Below are 14,690 nucleotides of genomic sequence, written 5' to 3'. Positions count from 1 at the left end.
AATCTATTCTTGCACACAAAAGCATGAGTTAATTTTCACGCACGCAAGGGGGACATTTTTGAACAAAAATAAACCCACATCCAGTGTGGACATGGGCTTATACGGCTAAACCGAAAAACTAACGCTCAATCGGCATTTTCACCATATTGCCCCACTCAGACCACGAACCATCGTAGACCTGCGCCTTTGTGAATCCCAAAAGATGCGTGAGCACAAACCACGTATGCGCGGCTTGGGCGCCCACGTGGGAATAGAGGATTGTGGCAGATTCAGGCTCCAACATTCCGTAATTGACCTGAAGCTCTTCGGCCGAGCGGAAGCAGGAGTTGGGGTAGGTGGAACGATCCCACTCGAGGTTGATCGCGCTAGGGATATGGCCGTGGCGCATGGTGGTGCCGTAGGCGGAATCGCCATTGGGATCGTGTTCGGTGGCCTCGCCCGCAAACTCTTCTGGGCTGCGGGTGTCTACGAGCGTGCCTTCGGTCTCGCGCACCTGATCTACGAAGGCGCGCAGCATAGAGTCATCGCGGCTTACTTCGGGATATTCGGATGCTGGGAAGTCTGGAACCATGAAAGAGGTATCGCGTTCCTCGGCCATCCACGCATTGCGGCCGCCATCGAGCAGGCGAACGTCCTTGTGCCCGAAGAGGGTAAATACCCACAGGGCGTAGGCAGCCCACCAATTGGACTTGTCGCCGTAAAGAACAATCGTATCGTCGGCGTTAATGCCCTTCTCTCGCATTAGGGAAGTGAATTCTTCTCCGTCGATGAAATCACGGGTAAGTGGGCTAAGTAGTTCCGTGCGGAAGTTAATGCGGGTGGCAGTGGGGATATGGCCAATGTCATAGAGGAGCGAGTCTTCATCCACCTCAATAACGCGCAGGCCTTTGATGCCTAGGCGTGCGGACAGCCACGGTGCAGACACGAGGCGCTCGGGGTGTGCGTATTCCTGAAATGGGGGATAGGGATCAACGTCAGCCACTGTCCGCCTGCCTTTCATATAAGGGTTAATAATTCGTTCCTACCACTTTAACCCGATTTTTCCCGTGATGATCACTCGGGCATTATTCCTGTGGCCTGAGATACAGGTTTTAACCGGTGATTGGGGCCGCCGGCCGGCGGGGTTAAAGGGAGGGGGCAGTTGGGCGCGCGGAGGAAGAAAAGCTGGGATAAACTCGGAATATGGTGCGACAACGTGCTATGAACACCACCTATGAAGGGAACTGCAAGTGCACAAGGCAATTGTTGTATTTGAGGTAGAAGGCGGCTCGGATAAAGGCGCAGATGGCCACCGCAAGGACACCATGCCAATCGTCAATGCGATCAAGGAACAAGGCTGGGAGGCAGAGGTAATCTACTTCCATCCGGACAAGTCTGAAGAGATCTACACTCAGGTTTCTGAAAACTTTGATGCCTATATTTCCCGCGTCAACCCCGGCAATATCCCCGGCGGTGAGAAGGGCTACTTCGAATTGCTGAGCAAGCTGGCAGATGCCGGCCTGGTAGGTATGTCCACTCCGGCGGATATGATGGCCTATGGCGCCAAGGACGCACTGGTCAAGCTCAATGACACCCCGCTAGTGCCGGACGATACTGCGGCGTACTACGAGGTAGAAGAGCTGCATAATACCTTCCCCACCTCCTTGTCCTATGGCGAGCGCGTGCTCAAGCAAAACCGCGGTTCCACGGGTGAAGGCATCTGGCGCGTGCGCCTCGCGGACCAGGATCTTGCCCAGTCCGTTGAACCGGGGACCGCACTTCCGCTCGATACCGCTTTGAAGTGCACTGAGGCAGTGGATAACCAGACCCATGACTACAAGCTGGGCGCTTTCATGGACTTCTGTGACCAGTACATTGTGGGCGATAACGGCATGCTGGTGGATATGCGCTTTATGCCGCGCATTGTAGAGGGCGAAATCCGCATCCTGCTCGTGGGCAATGAGCCAGTATTTATCGTGCACAAGAAGCCGGCGGAGGGCGGCGATAACTTCTCCGCTACGCTCTTCTCCGGTGCCAAGTACACCTACGATAAGCCGGAATCGTGGCCGGAGCTGCTGGAGATGTTCGATAAGGCGCGTCCCGTTATCGCAGAGAAGCTCGGCGATACCAAGGATGTTCCGCTGATTTGGACAGCGGACTTCATGCTTGACGACGCCCCCGATGGCACCGACAACTACGTCCTCGGCGAGATCAACTGCTCCTGCGTTGGCTTCACTTCCGAGCTGGACATGGGAATCCAAGAAAAGGTTGCCGCCGAGGCGATTCGTCGCGTGCAGGACGCGAACGCCTAGCGCACGCTGTATCCTGCCAAGTAGCCCCACGGGAGACCGTGGGGCATTTTCCTACCATCCCTAAAACATTTTGAGGACCGCATAATGGCTGATAATGATTTCAATTCCGCCGGTTTCCCGAAGGATTTTTCCCCGCGCGATTTTTCCGAAACTCCGCACCACCGCGCTGGGGATGCTGCGGAAAACGCTGAGGGAGCCAGCGCTGCCGAGGTGAATGAGACCAAGGAGTTTGGCTCTTTCGATGTAGATGAAACGAAGTCATTCGGTCACACTGATCCGTCTGGTGATTTTGGAAACCCGCGGGATCTGTCCTCTCAGAAGCCAGCCGAGGAGGATGCTTCGGCTGCTTCTGCGGCATCTCCAAGTACCGGCAACTCCGATTTCTGGGCCATGCAGTCCTCCGCCGCAGGTCAGGGCGCTGCCTCCCGTGCACATAACCCATTCACGGATTCGGCATCAACGGACGCTGCTGCGAACGGCAACCAATTCGGTTCCGTCCAGTCCACGAACGAGCAACCGGCTTTTGGCGGTTACGCTCAACAGCAGAGCACGGGCCAAGGATTCGGAGAGTTCCCTTCGGTTAGCGCTGCTCCTGCCGATTCTGGCCAAGATCTGGGTAATAAGAACAGTCGCATGAGCGGTGCTCTCAAGAGCTTGGGCAAAAAGGATGGGCTCTTGGGTGGACTTTTTGAATTCGAGTTCAAGCACTTCTTGACCATCACCCACGTGAAGGAAATCTATAAGGTCGCCTTGATTCTTGGCGGGATCATGTGGATTCTGCACCTTCTCGGGGCCTTCTTATTCGCTACCGGCATGGGCATTTATGGCATCCAGGAGGATTCCGCCTCCGCCATCTTCGGAAGCATCTTCGCGTTCATCTTCTTAGCAGTCCTGTGCACCATTATCTACTACGCCTTTATGGTGGCTATCAGGCTGTTTCTAGAAGCCATGGTGGCAAACGTGAGGATCGCCCAAAACACCGGCGATATCCTCGACAAAATGGACTAATCTTTTGCGATGAGTGGCTCGCTGAACAAGGCGAGTAGCAATGCGAGAAATGAGGAGCGCCCCAGCAGATTGTGCTGGGGCGTTTGTCGTAGAGTCCGAGGCCTTTTGCGGGCTGGCTAAAGGCTAATCGTATGTACCCAGCTGATAGCTGTGATGATTGACCCACATCTTGTTGAATTCCTCGACTTCACCAGAAATTGGTTCAATGGTGTCGCCTTGTGCCTGTAGGCGCACGGTGTGGTGCGCGGTAATGCCCTCCGCGGTGGAGCGGCTGCGCTCTCCCCAGGTGAAATCGACTTGGTTGTCGGAGACTGGGGTGACGCTCTCTACCCTGTCGAAGGCGGACATGTCCTTGGCCGGGGCGCCATTGACATAGAGAGCTAGCCCATCAGCAATCGAGGCGCCGGTGCCTGCCGGGCCTTCCACGTCGCCCATTGAACCGCGGAAAATAATCCAGCTAATCGTCGCGCAGGGGTCGTAGGAGTTCTCGATATCGCCGATCCAAAAGTTGAAATCGCTGCCATCGTCAGCGGGCATGCGCCCAGGTGCGGTGCCAGAGGCATAGACCGTGCGCGGGTCGTTGGGCAGTTCTGTGCATGTGCGGTCTTTGCCTTTTTCCTGTTGCTGCGTGGTGGCCTTTTCACCTTTGTCGGTTGAGTCTGACGGGGATGACGCCTTAGTAGCAGCGGCCTCGTCTCCTGCGGATGCTTCAGTCTCGGCCGGTGCTTGGCTGGAAAAGACTGGCTGTTCGGAGGAAGAAGAATCTTCTTGGGAACTGCAGGCGCTAAGCGCTAGTGGCAGGGAGGTGGCAAGTAGTAGGGCGGCAGAGAATCGCCGTAAGCGGCGAGGAGGCACGGCAGGCATGGCGGCTCTCCAACTCTAGTCGAGGAGGGTGGCGACGCTGTCCGGGTCGGCGTCGGAAAGCATTTGGCGAATGCGGTCGTACTCATCGTCCTCGCCGATGGCCTTAGCGGCATGGCCGAGGGCGGCGATGGCGCGCAGCACGCCCTGGTTCGGTTCGTGGGAGAAGGGGACCGGGCCCCAGCCCTTCCACCCATTCCCGCGCAGGCGGTCCAGGCTACGGTGGTAGCCCGTGCGCGCGTAGGCGTAGGCGGTGATGAAAGCGGCTGGCTCAGCGCCCTCCTGCTGCTTAAGCTCTTGCTCAGCAAGCAAGGCCCACAGCAGCGGAGAATCCGGATGGGCAACGATGCCGGCGGCGAGATCCGAGGTGGAGTCCGCACCGGGATCGGCAGGCAGCTCAATGGGTTTCGGGGCAAGCATGTCTTTCATTTCCATGCCACCCCACTGTAGCGACGCCGGCGCGCAGCTACCAGAAATCGGAGACGTTAAGGTCAAATGAATACAGCGCGCGGCGCACCACCGGCAGGGAAAGCCCAATAACGGAGGAAGGATCGCCTTCGATGCGGTCAATGAACCAGCCGCCCATTGCCTCCAAAGTAAAAGCACCGGCGCACTGGAGTGGCTCACCGGATCGGGCATACGCTGCGATATCGGCTTCGCTGGCGTGGGCAAAGTGAACCGTGGTGGTAGATGTTTCCACATGGCGCCTATCGCCAAAGAGGAGGCAGTGGCCGGTAAGCAGCTCGGCCGTGCGGCCGGCTTGCTGGTGCCAGCGTTCGATGGTGGCTTCCTCGGTGTGCGGTTTGCCTTGTAACTCGCCGCCGAGCAACAGCATAGAATCGCCGCCGATGACGGGCTCGGTGGGGTAGCGCTCGGCCACCTTTTCGGCCTTGGCTGTCGCTAGGGCCGCCACGATATCGGCCGGTGGGCGGCCGGCGAGCGAGGCTTCAAGGGAGCGTTCATCAATGTCGGCCGGTTCCAAGACAGGTTCTACGCCCGCGCCGCGCAAGATGGACGCACGCGAGGGCGATTGGGAGGCGAGGATAAGCCGCATTAGAAGTACCGCACTGTATGGAAAGCGGAGGGATTATAAATGCGCTGCGTCCCAAAGCGCTCGAAGCGCTCAGCCGGGTTGCCCCATTCATTGCGCTCGCCGGTAGCACCCGAGTGCTTTGCACTCATCTGCGCCAACACCGTGCGCAGGGCCGCGAGCTCGTCTTCAGTGGGATTGCCCTTTACTACCTTGATTTCAGGCGTAGACATCTCGCCTCCTAAACAGTTCCGTGCTTCTTGGGTACCTGCGCCACGGCCTTGCGCTCTAGCAGACGCAGGCCTTCCACCAGGTAGTGGCGGGTGGCGGAAGGCTCGATGACATTATCGGCCAGCCCGCGCTCCGCAGCGGCATACGGGTGCAAGAAGAGCTCGTCCATCTCTTCTTCCTTTTCCTCAGAGCCATAGATGGCCAGGGAAGCCTGGGAGGCTTGGGTGACGGCAATTTCTGCGGTGGGCCACGCGTAGACCAGGTCCGCCCCCAGGTCTTTTGCACCCATAAATACGTAGGCCGGGCCAATAGCCTTGCGGGTAATTACAGTGAGCTTGCCGACGCTCGCTTCGGCCTGCGCATAGGCAAACTTCGACGCCCTGCGAAGCAGGCCTGCCTTTTCCTCTTCCGGGGTAGGCACAAAGCCTGGGGAGTCCACGAATTCCACGATGGGAGTATTGAAGGCATCGCACGTGCGCACGAAGCGCGCGGCTTTTTCTGCGGCGGCGGAATCCAGTGCACCGGCCAATGCTAGCGGCTGGTTGGCAACGATGCCGACGGTGCGGCCATCGATGTAGGCAAAGCCAGTGACGATATTTTGGGCCGCTTCTGCAGAGAGTTCGAAGAATGACCCCTCATCGACTACAGCCTTAATGACATCGTTTATGTCATAGGCCTGCGCGGCGGTATCCGGAATGACGCTATTGAGATCAAAGTCCGCGACGCTACCGGCATCCACACGCGGCGCCTCCGCGCGGTTATTGGCGGGGAAGTAAGCCAAAACGTCGCGCACGAGGGACAAAGCCTGCTTGTCGTCGCTGGCCACCAGGTGAGCGGTGCCGGACTCTGCGTGGGCTGCGGCGCCGCCAAAGGTCTCTGGCTCCGCGCCGGCCACGTGGCTGGCAGCCTGGTGGAGGGCGGTGCCTTGGGTCACTATGAGGACATCAGCAAACGTCGGCGCGAACGCCGCAATGCCGCTGGTATTGCCCGCGATAACGGAGATCTGCGGAATGAGGCCCGAGGCTTGGGAGACACGCGCCATGAGGCGGGCGTATCCAGCCATGGTGACGATGCCTTCTTGTACACGCGGGCCGGTGGATTCATAAATGCCGATAACGGGAACACCGGTCTTGATGGCGAGGTCATAAATCTTGGTGAGCTTTTCGGCATAAACCTCACCCATCGTTCCATCGAAGATTTCTCCGTCCTGGCTAAAGACGCATACGCGGCGGCCATCGATGGTGCCGTAGCCGGTAACCACGCCATCTGTATAGGGGCGGTCATGCTCGCGGCCGAAGTCGGTGGAACGGTGGCGGGCCAGTGCGTCCGTTTCCACAAAGGAGCCCTCATCGAGCAGCTGCGTCACGCGGGTGCGGGCGGCCGGCTCGCCTTCTCCCAGCGGTGCGCGGGACTCGGCAAGCTTGGCGTCCAGGTCCTCGATCTTGCCGGCGGTGGTTTTCAGGTCAGTCATAGGCCCCCACACTACTAGCGCACCCCGGTCAATGCGGAATGAAAGGCAGCAAGAGCGAGGAGTGAAAATCGTTTATGTGGTACTTGCCACCGCACCGTGGACTAAGCATTAAACCTGGGAATTCCTTGAATGGCACCCCGCTCGCTTACCCTATTGTGGGGGTGGTGACCAGTGTAAACATTTTAGGGCGCTGGGCAGGTGAGCGCTAATTGTTGCACCTCAAGGGAGGTAAAAAGATTAGAAAAGTTTTCATTCAACTATTGATGTGAGTCTTGTAATCCCTTATTATTATCTGAGTCTTCATGAATGTTTCCCCTGTTTTTTAACGATCTATTAAGGACGGTCTTCTGGTGATTAAAAAGGGACTGCGCTTGCTCGCACCGCTCGCCGTAGCGACTCTCTTCACGCCAGTGGCGCACGCGGGAGATATTCCCCCGATGCCGCAGGCATATCCCATTTCCAACCTCTATAAGAGCTGCAGTGCCGCTGGCGACAATGTCGAGCGCGAATGGCGCTTTGCAGAAACCGGCCGCCGCTACATGAGCGATGGCACCCTGCAGTTCAAAAACACCACCAATCAAGAAGTGCCCTACACCGCCGAGGTAGAAACCGGTACCAATCACGAGATTGATGCCAATTCTAAGGCCAAGCTGCCTTCTGGTTGGGACACCACCGCCAAGTCCGATATTGGTCTGAAGATGACCAATGGTTGGCGCGATAAAGAAACTTTCGGCCCAGTGAAGCTGAAGCCGGGTGAGTCCTTCCGCGTCGAGTACGGGGTCATCGAAAAGGACTTCATCTCCATGTTCGTGGGCTGCAATGATGACCGCCTGGAAAACATCCCGGGTGCCAACGTCATCCGCGGTAAGGGCCCGGCCGAGCGTTACGCCTTTGCCTACATCATTAAGGCAGATGGCTCCGTGTCCGATCTGGCCATGGAAATTCCTTCCCGCTCTCCGGGGGCAAACTCCAAGCCGATCGAGGGTAACTACACCTCCGTATCCGGCCCGAGCCTAGAAAAGATTGCCGATCCTAAAAAGGATGAGATCATGCAGCCGGCCGCGGAACTGCAGCGCGATCCATCCTGGCCAAAGGAAGGCGATAAGTGTGAAGCTGGCGATACCTCCTGGTACCCGCTGGACATCACCGCTGTAAAGCCGACCTACCGCAAGGCCGGCTACTCCACCGACTTCCTCAACTGGTCTAAGGGCGATTATGAATTCGCCCCGGTGACTGACTTCGTTGTTGGCGCCGAGCACGCCCCGTACACCAACTGGCAGGGCAACCGCGGCGATATTCCGAAGGGCTGGCTTGAGTCCGTCGGTGCCGTAAAGCGCGCCTACATGCCGGTCGGCACCGAGCTCAAGCACGTTGACCTCAAGCCAGGCGAGCGCGTGCGTGTGGAGTATGGCACCACCATGACCCGCATCAACTACCGCGAGATTCACTGCGGCAAGAGCGGAAACTACGACCTCACCTCTAACTACAAGCAGACCTCCGCCCCGAGTGGGTTCTGGGCAGAGGCCAAGATCACCGATAAGGCCGGCAATACCCGTACTGAGGACGTCACTCCGGACGAATTCCGCGACCTGCCGGTTCCGACCCAGACCATCTACTAAACCCCACCACACCTACACAAGGAGAAAGTTCCATGTTCAAATCCAAGATTGCTTCTACCACCGCGGCTCTCGCCGTTGCCTCCGGCCTGATCTTCGCTCCGGCCGCTAACGCCCTACCACAGCGCGACCTAGGCCCAGCTAACCCGACCACCATCGGCGAGCGCTGCTCCAACCCAGGTGACACCGGCCAGACCGTAAAGATCAAGCGCACCTATTTTGATGGCTCCGCCGGTTCCTGGACTGTGTCCAACTACAACGATGAGCCATTGCCTGTCACCCGTTCTATCAAGGAGACCAAGACAAAGACTTGGAACGTGTCTGCTGGCGTCGATTTCAAGCTGTTGGATCTCATTAATTTCACCTTCTCTTCCAGCTACACCGATAGCCAGTCCTACGAGGTAGGCGAGCAGGTTGGTCCGTACAACATTGCTCCGGGCAAGACTGCCGTGCTGCGCGCCGGTTGGGTTGTTTCTGATTTCGAAGGTCAGAAGACCGTGTGTGGCTCCGACCACAAGTGGCAGGCTAATGGCGGCACCTTCACGGCTTCTCTGCCGAAGGAACGCCACGTCGAGGTTTCCACTCGCGATAACAACGATTGGGGCTAAACATGAGCAAGACGTCCATCGCCAGCGCCCTTGCGGCGCTGAGCCTGGTGGCCGCTCCTGTTGCCCACGCCGCTGATTTCGGTGGGGACTTCGAGCTGCCCCAGCGCTGGAACGACGATTATAAGCCGGGCACGCATTGCTCGACACCGGGTGAAAACGGCACCTACGTCACCGCAAAGCGCCGCTGGTTCAAACAGACTGATGCCACCAGCGTGGCCAACCGCAACGACGAAGAAGTGCCGGTCAAGCACACCGTCACCAAGGCCCGCACCCAGACCATCGAGGTCTCCGGCTCCGTTGAGGGTACCGGTGATCTGGCCAAGGTGTTGACCAAGACCTATGGCTTCAACTACGTCAGTGAGCAGCACTGGAAGCTAAACCAGGTGGTTGGTCCGTACACCCTGCCAGCGAATTCGCAGGGCAAGCTGGTGTGGGGCTTTACCATGCTCGATACTGACGGTCAGGACGTTCGTTGCAACTCTGACCAGCAGTGGGAAGCCCAGGGCAAGCCGTACTCGGCCTCCGTGCCAGAAGCGCGCTACTCTGAGCTGCGCTTGGAAGACGCCCCTGAGTGGAACTAATCCACCCCATTAAGGAAGCGCCTCGCCAATCTGAAAGGACTGGCGAGGCGCTTTTCTTTCGGCTAGGCGCTTTCGGAAGCTTGAGTCGAGAGGACAGGGGTTAGGCAGGTAGCCAAGCGTAGCCATAAGGGCCAAGCTCCACCGGTCCGAGATCGATGGAGCGATCGCTGAAATTGTGCAGGCACAGCAGATCGCCGCGTTGGTAACCAAGGACGGCCTCTTCGCCGGTCTCAACCGGCTCACACGGCGCGGTACCGAGATCAGAGTGGGCATGGCGCTCGGCGATCATGGAGCGCACAGTATTGAGCAACGAGGCGGCGTCTTCAATCTGGGCGGCCACAGACGTTCCGCCTACAACCGGCAGCCGGGATGGTGCGTTGATGCTGAAACCGGAGTGTTCGGAATCGTCCCACTGCATTGGGGTGCGCACCGCATAGCGGTCCGGCAGCGAGGTGTCATCGAGCATGCCAATCTCATCGCCGTAGTAGATAAACGGTGCGCCCGGCAGGGTCATCAATAGGGAGAACATCAGCTCCACCTTGCGGCGGTCGCCGTTCATCAGCGGCATAAGCCTGCGGGCAATACCCACGTGCGCGCGCATACTGTCTTCTGGCAGGTACGCCTGGTACATCAGATCTCGCACGGTATCGTCCACCATTTCCAAGGTGAGCTCATCGTGGTTGCGCAAGAAGGTGCCCCACTGGCAGCCTTCCGGTAGGGAAGGCAGTTCGTCGAGGATGGAGTAGACCGGGGTGGCGTCGCCAAGCGCCAAAGCCTGATACAACCGCGGCATGACCGGGAAGTTGAAGACCATGTGGAAGCGCTCGCCCTGGCCGTAGAATTGCATGGTTTCGGCCGGCGGCTGGTTGGCCTCCGCTATGAGCACGGCTTCCGGGTAGTGCGCGTCCATGAAGGAGCGAATCTTTTCCACAAACTCGATGGTCTCCGGCAGGGATTCTCCGCCTACACCATCGCGCTCAAAGAGATAAGCAATAGCATCGAGGCGCAGGCCGTCTAGGCCCTTATCCATCCAGAAGGACAAGATTTTGAATACTTCCTCCTGCACGGCCGGGTTATCGTAGTTCAAATCCGGCTGGTGGGAGTAAAAGCGGTGGAAGTAGTACTGGCCGCGCTTTTCATCCCAGGTCCAATTGGAGGTTTCCACGTCAGTGAAAATGACGCGGATTTCGGGGTAGCGCTCGGGGTCATCGCCCCAGACGTAGAAATCGCCATAGGGGCCTGTGGGATCCGTGCGGGAGGCCTGGAACCATGGGTGATCGGAGCTGGTGTGGTTGAGCGCCAAGTCCGTCATGATGCGCATGTCACGGCGGTGCAGCTCCGCAATGAGCTCTTCAAAATCCTCCATCGTGCCATAATCTGGGTGGATGGAGTAGTAGTCCGCAATATCGTAGCCATCATCGCGCAAGGGGCTGGCATAAAACGGCGACAGCCACAGGCAGTCCACGCCGAGCCATTGAAGGTAGTCCAGCTTATCGATGACCCCGCGCAGCGTTCCTACCTCCTTATCACCATCGGCCTTAAACGAGCCGACGAGGGCCTGGTAGAAGACTGCATTGTGGTACCAGCTCATGAAAGGTCCTTTCTTTTGGCCCGCCAGGTTAGGTAGGTAAGAAGGCACAGTACTCCGGCCACGAGACCGGGCCAGATGGCGGGGGAGTCGTGAAAGATGTTGATGATGGCCTGAATAACCGCGAGGATGCTGAAGAAACCAAGGAAGCCCAGCGCGGTATCCCACAGCATGGCCCTGCGCATTAGGCCTTGACACCACCTGCGGTCAGGCCAGCGACGATGCGGTGCTGGAAGATGAGCACCATGATGACCAGTGGGATGGTAACCAGCGCGCCAGCGGCCATGGTCGCGGCATAGGGGTACTCAAAGGCCGAGGGGCCGGAGAAGCGTGCAATGGCCACGGTCACCGGCTCAGTATCGGTGGTGGAGAGCTGCTTGGCCAGCATGAACTCATTCCACGTGGTGATAAAGGCGATGATCGCGGTGGTAAACAGCGCTGGCGCCGCCAGTGGCAATAGCACCAAACGGAAAGCTTGAGAACGCGAGGCTCCATCTACCCGGGCTGCTTCTTCCAGTTCCCAGGGAAGTTGGCGGAAGAAGCTCAGCAGCGTATAGACCGTGAGAGGAAGCGCAAAGGAAATATTGGGGATGATCATTGCGCGGTAGGTACCAATCCACTCCAGGTTGCCAAAGAGCTGGAAGAGCGGGGTGACCAAGGCAATCGCCGGGAACATGGAGGCGGCCAGAATAATGCCGGTCACGATTCCCTTGCCAGGAAAGTCATAACGGGAGAGCGCATAGGCGGTAAAGACACCGATGAGCACGGCCACCGCGGTGGTAATCAGTGAGATGAGAAGCGAGTTACCGAGCGCGGCAAGGAAGTCATTTCCCTTATCGGTAGCCAAGGCATCGCGGAAATTATCCAGCGTGACATGGGTAGGCCATGGCGTGGTATCAAAGGTGAATCGCTGATCCCGCAGCGCGGTTACCAGCATCCAGTAGAAGGGAGCGAGGCCCCAGAACATGATGAAAATGATGCCGGCGAAGTGTCCGAATTTACGCATTATTTAGCTGCCTTCCTGCCGGAGACATCCGCACCAAGGAAGCGAATGAGGATAAAGGCGACGACGAAGATAAGAAGGAAAATGAGGGTGGAGAGCGCGGAGGCGGAATTGAAGTTGCCTTGGCGCATATCCTCCACCACCAGCTGCGAGATGGTCGCGGTAGGGGAGTTGGAGGAGCTAGAAATCATGATGACCGGCAGGTCATACATGCGCAGTGCGTCCAGGGTGCGGAAGAGTACGGCCACCATGAGCGCCGGGCGCACCAGCGGGAGGGTGATCCGGAAGAACGTCTGGATACGATTGGCGCCGTCCACGCGGGCGGCGTCGTAGACGTCCTTAGGAATCATCTGCAGGCCCGCCAGGATAAGCAGTGCCATAAACGGGGCGGTCTTCCACACATCCGCGATGATGACGGCCAGGCGGGCGTAGAACGGGTCCGTGGTCCAGGCGATCTGTGCACCAAGCAGCGAGTTGACGACGCCATCCGGGGCAAACATGAACTGCCATAGCTTGGCCGTGACGGCCGTTGGAATGGCCCAGGGGATAAGTACCGCCGCACGAACTAGGCCACGGCCGCGGTAATCACCGTTCATGATGAGCGCCATCAGCATACCCAGGATGGTCTCCAGCAGCACGGTAACGACGGTGAAAAAGAGCGTAATCTTGACTGCGGGCCAAAAATCCGTGGCAATAACGCCCGGTGGGCAGGTGGAAATCTGGCCGGTACCGGAAACGCATCGGTTATTGATCCAGTACAGGTAATTTTCCAGTCCGGCAAAACCGCCTTCCTCAAAAAGTCCCGTCTGCGGGTTGAGGTGCCTATTGCCTTGGAAGGACAGGAAGATGGCGCGGATGATGGGGTAGCCGATGATGACGGCGAGTACGATGAGCGCCGGAGCAATCAGCCCGGCCACGCGCCCGTAATTTTTGCGCTGGGGTTTCGGCGCTCTTGCCGACGCCCCTTTCGGCGTCCCCTTGGACGCAGTCGGCGAAGCTATAGCCACGCTGGTCCGCCTTTCTGTTAAAGAAATGCTGTCTATTGGCTAGATTCTATCCCCAATAGGGGAGTGAAAACCACAAAGGGTGAGGCGGCGGTATGCCCGCCTACCTCACCCGGATTGGGAATTTAACCCTGGGAAGCCGATTCGATGGCCGCCTTCATATCGGCGGTGGCATCATCGACCGACTTGTCATCCGTCAATGCAGCGTAGGCATTGTCCTGGATGGCCTTAGAAATCGCCGAGTAGAACGGGGAAACCGGGCGCGGTGCCGCGTTCTCCAAGGACTCCTTGAGCGCCGGCAGGTATGGGAACTCCTGCTGTAGCTGCGGGTCATCGTAGATGGAGGCCAAGACCGGTGGGAAGGACTGCTCCGCGAAGGACTTCTGGTTGTCCTCGTTGATGATGAACTTCATAAAGTCGAGCGCAGTGCCCTTATTCTTGGAGTTGATATTGATACCGTTGTTGTAGCCACCCAGCGTGGAAACGCCTACGCCGTCCTTGCCCAGTGGGGCCTGGACCTCGACGTCGACGCCGGCATCAACCGCATTGGAGTACATATATGGCCAGTTCACGGCGAAGGCGGTCTTGCCTTCGGTGAAGGCCATATTGGTTTCTTCCTCGGTGGCGGCGGTGGAGTCCTTGGAGATGGTTTCCTCCTTGTACGCATCCACCATGGCCTGAAGGCCGTCTTTGGCTTCCTTGGAATCCACGGTGACATTGCCGTCCTTATCCAAGACAGAGCCGCCCCAGCCTTCCATGAAGTCAGCGGTATTGAGCGCAAGGCCTTCATACTGCTTGAGCTGGGTGGTCAGACAGTTCTTGCCGTCTTCCAGCGCCTTACATGCAGATTTGAGATCTGCGAACTTCTCGGGAGCCTTATCCGCGAGCTTGGTATTGCGGAAAAGCAGCTGACCATTGGTGTTCTGCGGCAGCGCGTAGAGGACGTCGTTATAGGTGGCGGACTCTACGGTGGCCGGCAGTAGCTCATCCGTATTGGTTTCAAAATCACCATTGAGCGGCTGGAGCCACTGGTTGGCAGCGAACTCCGCGGTCCACACGACGTCCAGCGCCATGACATCGTAGTCATCGCTGCCCGCCTGCAGGGACTGCACGAGGGTCTCGCGCTGGGCGTCAGCCTCGCCGGCCAGCTCCTTGAGCGTGACCTTCTCGTCTGGGTGCTGCTCGTTCCACTTTTCGATGATGGGGGTCACCTTGTCCGTGTCATTTTTGCCCATGGCAAAAGTGATGGGGCCGTGCGCATCCGCCCCGCCTTCGGAGGAATCGCCCGCAGCGGAATCGGAGGAGGACGAAGAGCAGCCGGCCAGAGCCAGAACTGCAGTAGTCGCAACGGTGGTGCGAAGCAGGAATCTCTTCATGGAATTCACCTTTCGGAAAACT

At 58.2% G+C, this 14,690-nt stretch carries 15 protein-coding genes; 5 read left to right on the top strand and 10 right to left on the bottom strand.

Features of this window, described 5'->3' with window-relative positions; genetic code table 11:
- Positions 1–118: 118 nt before the first annotated feature.
- Positions 119–982, bottom strand: a complete 864-nt coding sequence (locus tag I6I12_RS10170; RefSeq protein ID WP_023020692.1) for a sulfurtransferase — start codon at positions 980–982, stop codon at positions 119–121.
- A 247-nt stretch (positions 983–1,229) separates the two neighbouring features.
- On the opposite strand from I6I12_RS10170, the gene I6I12_RS10165 reads away from it, so the two are divergent.
- Both I6I12_RS10165 and I6I12_RS10160 read left to right on the top strand, forming a co-directional pair.
- Positions 1,230–2,291 carry a Cj0069 family protein gene (locus I6I12_RS10165; protein ID WP_200288168.1) on the top strand — a complete coding sequence of 354 codons (1,062 nt, stop codon included), beginning with the start codon at positions 1,230–1,232 and terminating at the stop codon, positions 2,289–2,291.
- An 84-nt stretch (positions 2,292–2,375) separates the two neighbouring features.
- The gene (locus I6I12_RS10160; RefSeq protein WP_200288166.1) at positions 2,376–3,299 is read left to right on the top strand and encodes a DUF4282 domain-containing protein; all 924 of its coding nucleotides are present in this window, start codon (positions 2,376–2,378) and stop codon (positions 3,297–3,299) included.
- A 123-nt stretch (positions 3,300–3,422) separates the two neighbouring features.
- Here the strand turns inward: I6I12_RS10160 and I6I12_RS10155 are convergent, their stop codons facing one another.
- The 5 genes from I6I12_RS10155 to I6I12_RS10135 are packed head-to-tail and all read right to left on the bottom strand — an operon-like array spanning position 3,423 to position 6,892.
- On the bottom strand, positions 3,423–4,163 hold the full coding sequence (locus tag I6I12_RS10155) for a hypothetical protein (RefSeq protein ID WP_200288164.1): 741 nt from the start codon (positions 4,161–4,163) through the stop codon (positions 3,423–3,425).
- Positions 4,164–4,178: 15 nt separating this feature from the next.
- Entirely contained in the window at positions 4,179–4,595 is a 417-nt protein-coding gene (locus I6I12_RS10150) for a DUF3151 domain-containing protein (RefSeq protein WP_034655777.1), read from the bottom strand.
- Positions 4,596–4,626: 31 nt separating this feature from the next.
- Complete coding sequence (locus I6I12_RS10145) at positions 4,627–5,214, bottom strand: Maf family protein (RefSeq protein WP_023020697.1); 588 nt, start codon at positions 5,212–5,214, stop codon at positions 4,627–4,629.
- Entirely contained in the window at positions 5,214–5,423 is a 210-nt protein-coding gene (locus I6I12_RS10140) for an acyl-CoA carboxylase subunit epsilon (RefSeq protein ID WP_200288162.1), read from the bottom strand. Before I6I12_RS10140 ends, I6I12_RS10145 begins: the two co-directional genes overlap by 1 nt.
- A gap of 8 nt (positions 5,424–5,431) precedes the next feature.
- Complete coding sequence (locus tag I6I12_RS10135) at positions 5,432–6,892, bottom strand: acyl-CoA carboxylase subunit beta (protein WP_023020699.1); 1,461 nt, start codon at positions 6,890–6,892, stop codon at positions 5,432–5,434.
- A gap of 350 nt (positions 6,893–7,242) precedes the next feature.
- Here I6I12_RS10135 and I6I12_RS10130 point away from each other — a divergent pair, with 350 nt between their 5' ends.
- Genes I6I12_RS10130 through I6I12_RS10120 form a run of 3 tightly spaced genes read left to right on the top strand, consistent with a single transcriptional unit; the run spans position 7,243 to position 9,697 of the window.
- The gene (locus tag I6I12_RS10130) at positions 7,243–8,511 is read left to right on the top strand and encodes a hypothetical protein (protein ID WP_023020700.1); all 1,269 of its coding nucleotides are present in this window, start codon (positions 7,243–7,245) and stop codon (positions 8,509–8,511) included.
- A gap of 32 nt (positions 8,512–8,543) precedes the next feature.
- On the top strand, positions 8,544–9,116 hold the full coding sequence (locus I6I12_RS10125) for a hypothetical protein (protein WP_049383651.1): 573 nt from the start codon (positions 8,544–8,546) through the stop codon (positions 9,114–9,116).
- 2 nt (positions 9,117–9,118) lie between these two features.
- Positions 9,119–9,697 (top strand): hypothetical protein, encoded by a 579-nt coding sequence (locus I6I12_RS10120; RefSeq protein WP_023020702.1) that lies wholly within the window; start codon positions 9,119–9,121, stop codon positions 9,695–9,697.
- Between the two features lie 100 nt (positions 9,698–9,797).
- On the opposite strand, the gene I6I12_RS10115 is transcribed toward I6I12_RS10120, so the two are convergent.
- The 4 genes from I6I12_RS10115 to I6I12_RS10100 form a co-directional block, all read right to left on the bottom strand.
- The gene (locus I6I12_RS10115) at positions 9,798–11,288 is read right to left on the bottom strand and encodes an alpha-amylase family protein (RefSeq protein WP_200288160.1); all 1,491 of its coding nucleotides are present in this window, start codon (positions 11,286–11,288) and stop codon (positions 9,798–9,800) included.
- A 181-nt stretch (positions 11,289–11,469) separates the two neighbouring features.
- Positions 11,470–12,291 (bottom strand): carbohydrate ABC transporter permease, encoded by an 822-nt coding sequence (locus I6I12_RS10110; RefSeq protein WP_023020705.1) that lies wholly within the window; start codon positions 12,289–12,291, stop codon positions 11,470–11,472.
- A complete protein-coding gene (locus tag I6I12_RS10105) occupies positions 12,291–13,295 on the bottom strand; it encodes a carbohydrate ABC transporter permease (protein ID WP_375545479.1) in 1,005 nt (334 codons plus the stop codon). The genes I6I12_RS10110 and I6I12_RS10105 overlap by 1 nt, the downstream gene beginning before the upstream one ends.
- 122 nt (positions 13,296–13,417) lie before the next feature.
- Positions 13,418–14,668, bottom strand: a complete 1,251-nt coding sequence (locus I6I12_RS10100) for an ABC transporter substrate-binding protein (protein ID WP_200288158.1) — start codon at positions 14,666–14,668, stop codon at positions 13,418–13,420.
- Positions 14,669–14,690: the final 22 nt, after the last annotated feature.

Source organism: Corynebacterium kefirresidentii (assembly GCF_016599755.1).
In the GTDB taxonomy this organism is placed as follows: Bacteria; Actinomycetota; Actinomycetes; order Mycobacteriales; family Mycobacteriaceae; genus Corynebacterium; species Corynebacterium kefirresidentii.
The sequence above is the reverse complement of the archived record's forward strand: the minus strand, read 5'-3'. Positions and strand labels throughout refer to the sequence as shown.

What these genes read in the sequence shown, in the direction of transcription:
- I6I12_RS10150 (WP_034655777.1), bottom strand. Translation starts at nt 4,595, where the DNA reads ATGGAAATGAAAGACATGCTTGCCCCGAAACCCATTGAGCTGCCTGCC.
- I6I12_RS10120 (WP_023020702.1), top strand. Translation starts at nt 9,119, where the DNA reads ATGAGCAAGACGTCCATCGCCAGCGCCCTTGCGGCGCTGAGCCTGGTG.
- I6I12_RS10115 (WP_200288160.1), bottom strand. Translation starts at nt 11,288, where the DNA reads ATGAGCTGGTACCACAATGCAGTCTTCTACCAGGCCCTCGTCGGCTCG.
- I6I12_RS10155 (WP_200288164.1), bottom strand. Translation starts at nt 4,163, where the DNA reads ATGCCTGCCGTGCCTCCTCGCCGCTTACGGCGATTCTCTGCCGCCCTA.
- I6I12_RS10160 (WP_200288166.1), top strand. Translation starts at nt 2,376, where the DNA reads ATGGCTGATAATGATTTCAATTCCGCCGGTTTCCCGAAGGATTTTTCC.
- I6I12_RS10125 (WP_049383651.1), top strand. Translation starts at nt 8,544, where the DNA reads ATGTTCAAATCCAAGATTGCTTCTACCACCGCGGCTCTCGCCGTTGCC.
- I6I12_RS10145 (WP_023020697.1), bottom strand. Translation starts at nt 5,214, where the DNA reads ATGCGGCTTATCCTCGCCTCCCAATCGCCCTCGCGTGCGTCCATCTTG.
- I6I12_RS10135 (WP_023020699.1), bottom strand. Translation starts at nt 6,892, where the DNA reads ATGACTGACCTGAAAACCACCGCCGGCAAGATCGAGGACCTGGACGCC.
- I6I12_RS10140 (WP_200288162.1), bottom strand. Translation starts at nt 5,423, where the DNA reads ATGTCTACGCCTGAAATCAAGGTAGTAAAGGGCAATCCCACTGAAGAC.
- I6I12_RS10110 (WP_023020705.1), bottom strand. Translation starts at nt 12,291, where the DNA reads ATGCGTAAATTCGGACACTTCGCCGGCATCATTTTCATCATGTTCTGG.
- I6I12_RS10100 (WP_200288158.1), bottom strand. Translation starts at nt 14,668, where the DNA reads ATGAAGAGATTCCTGCTTCGCACCACCGTTGCGACTACTGCAGTTCTG.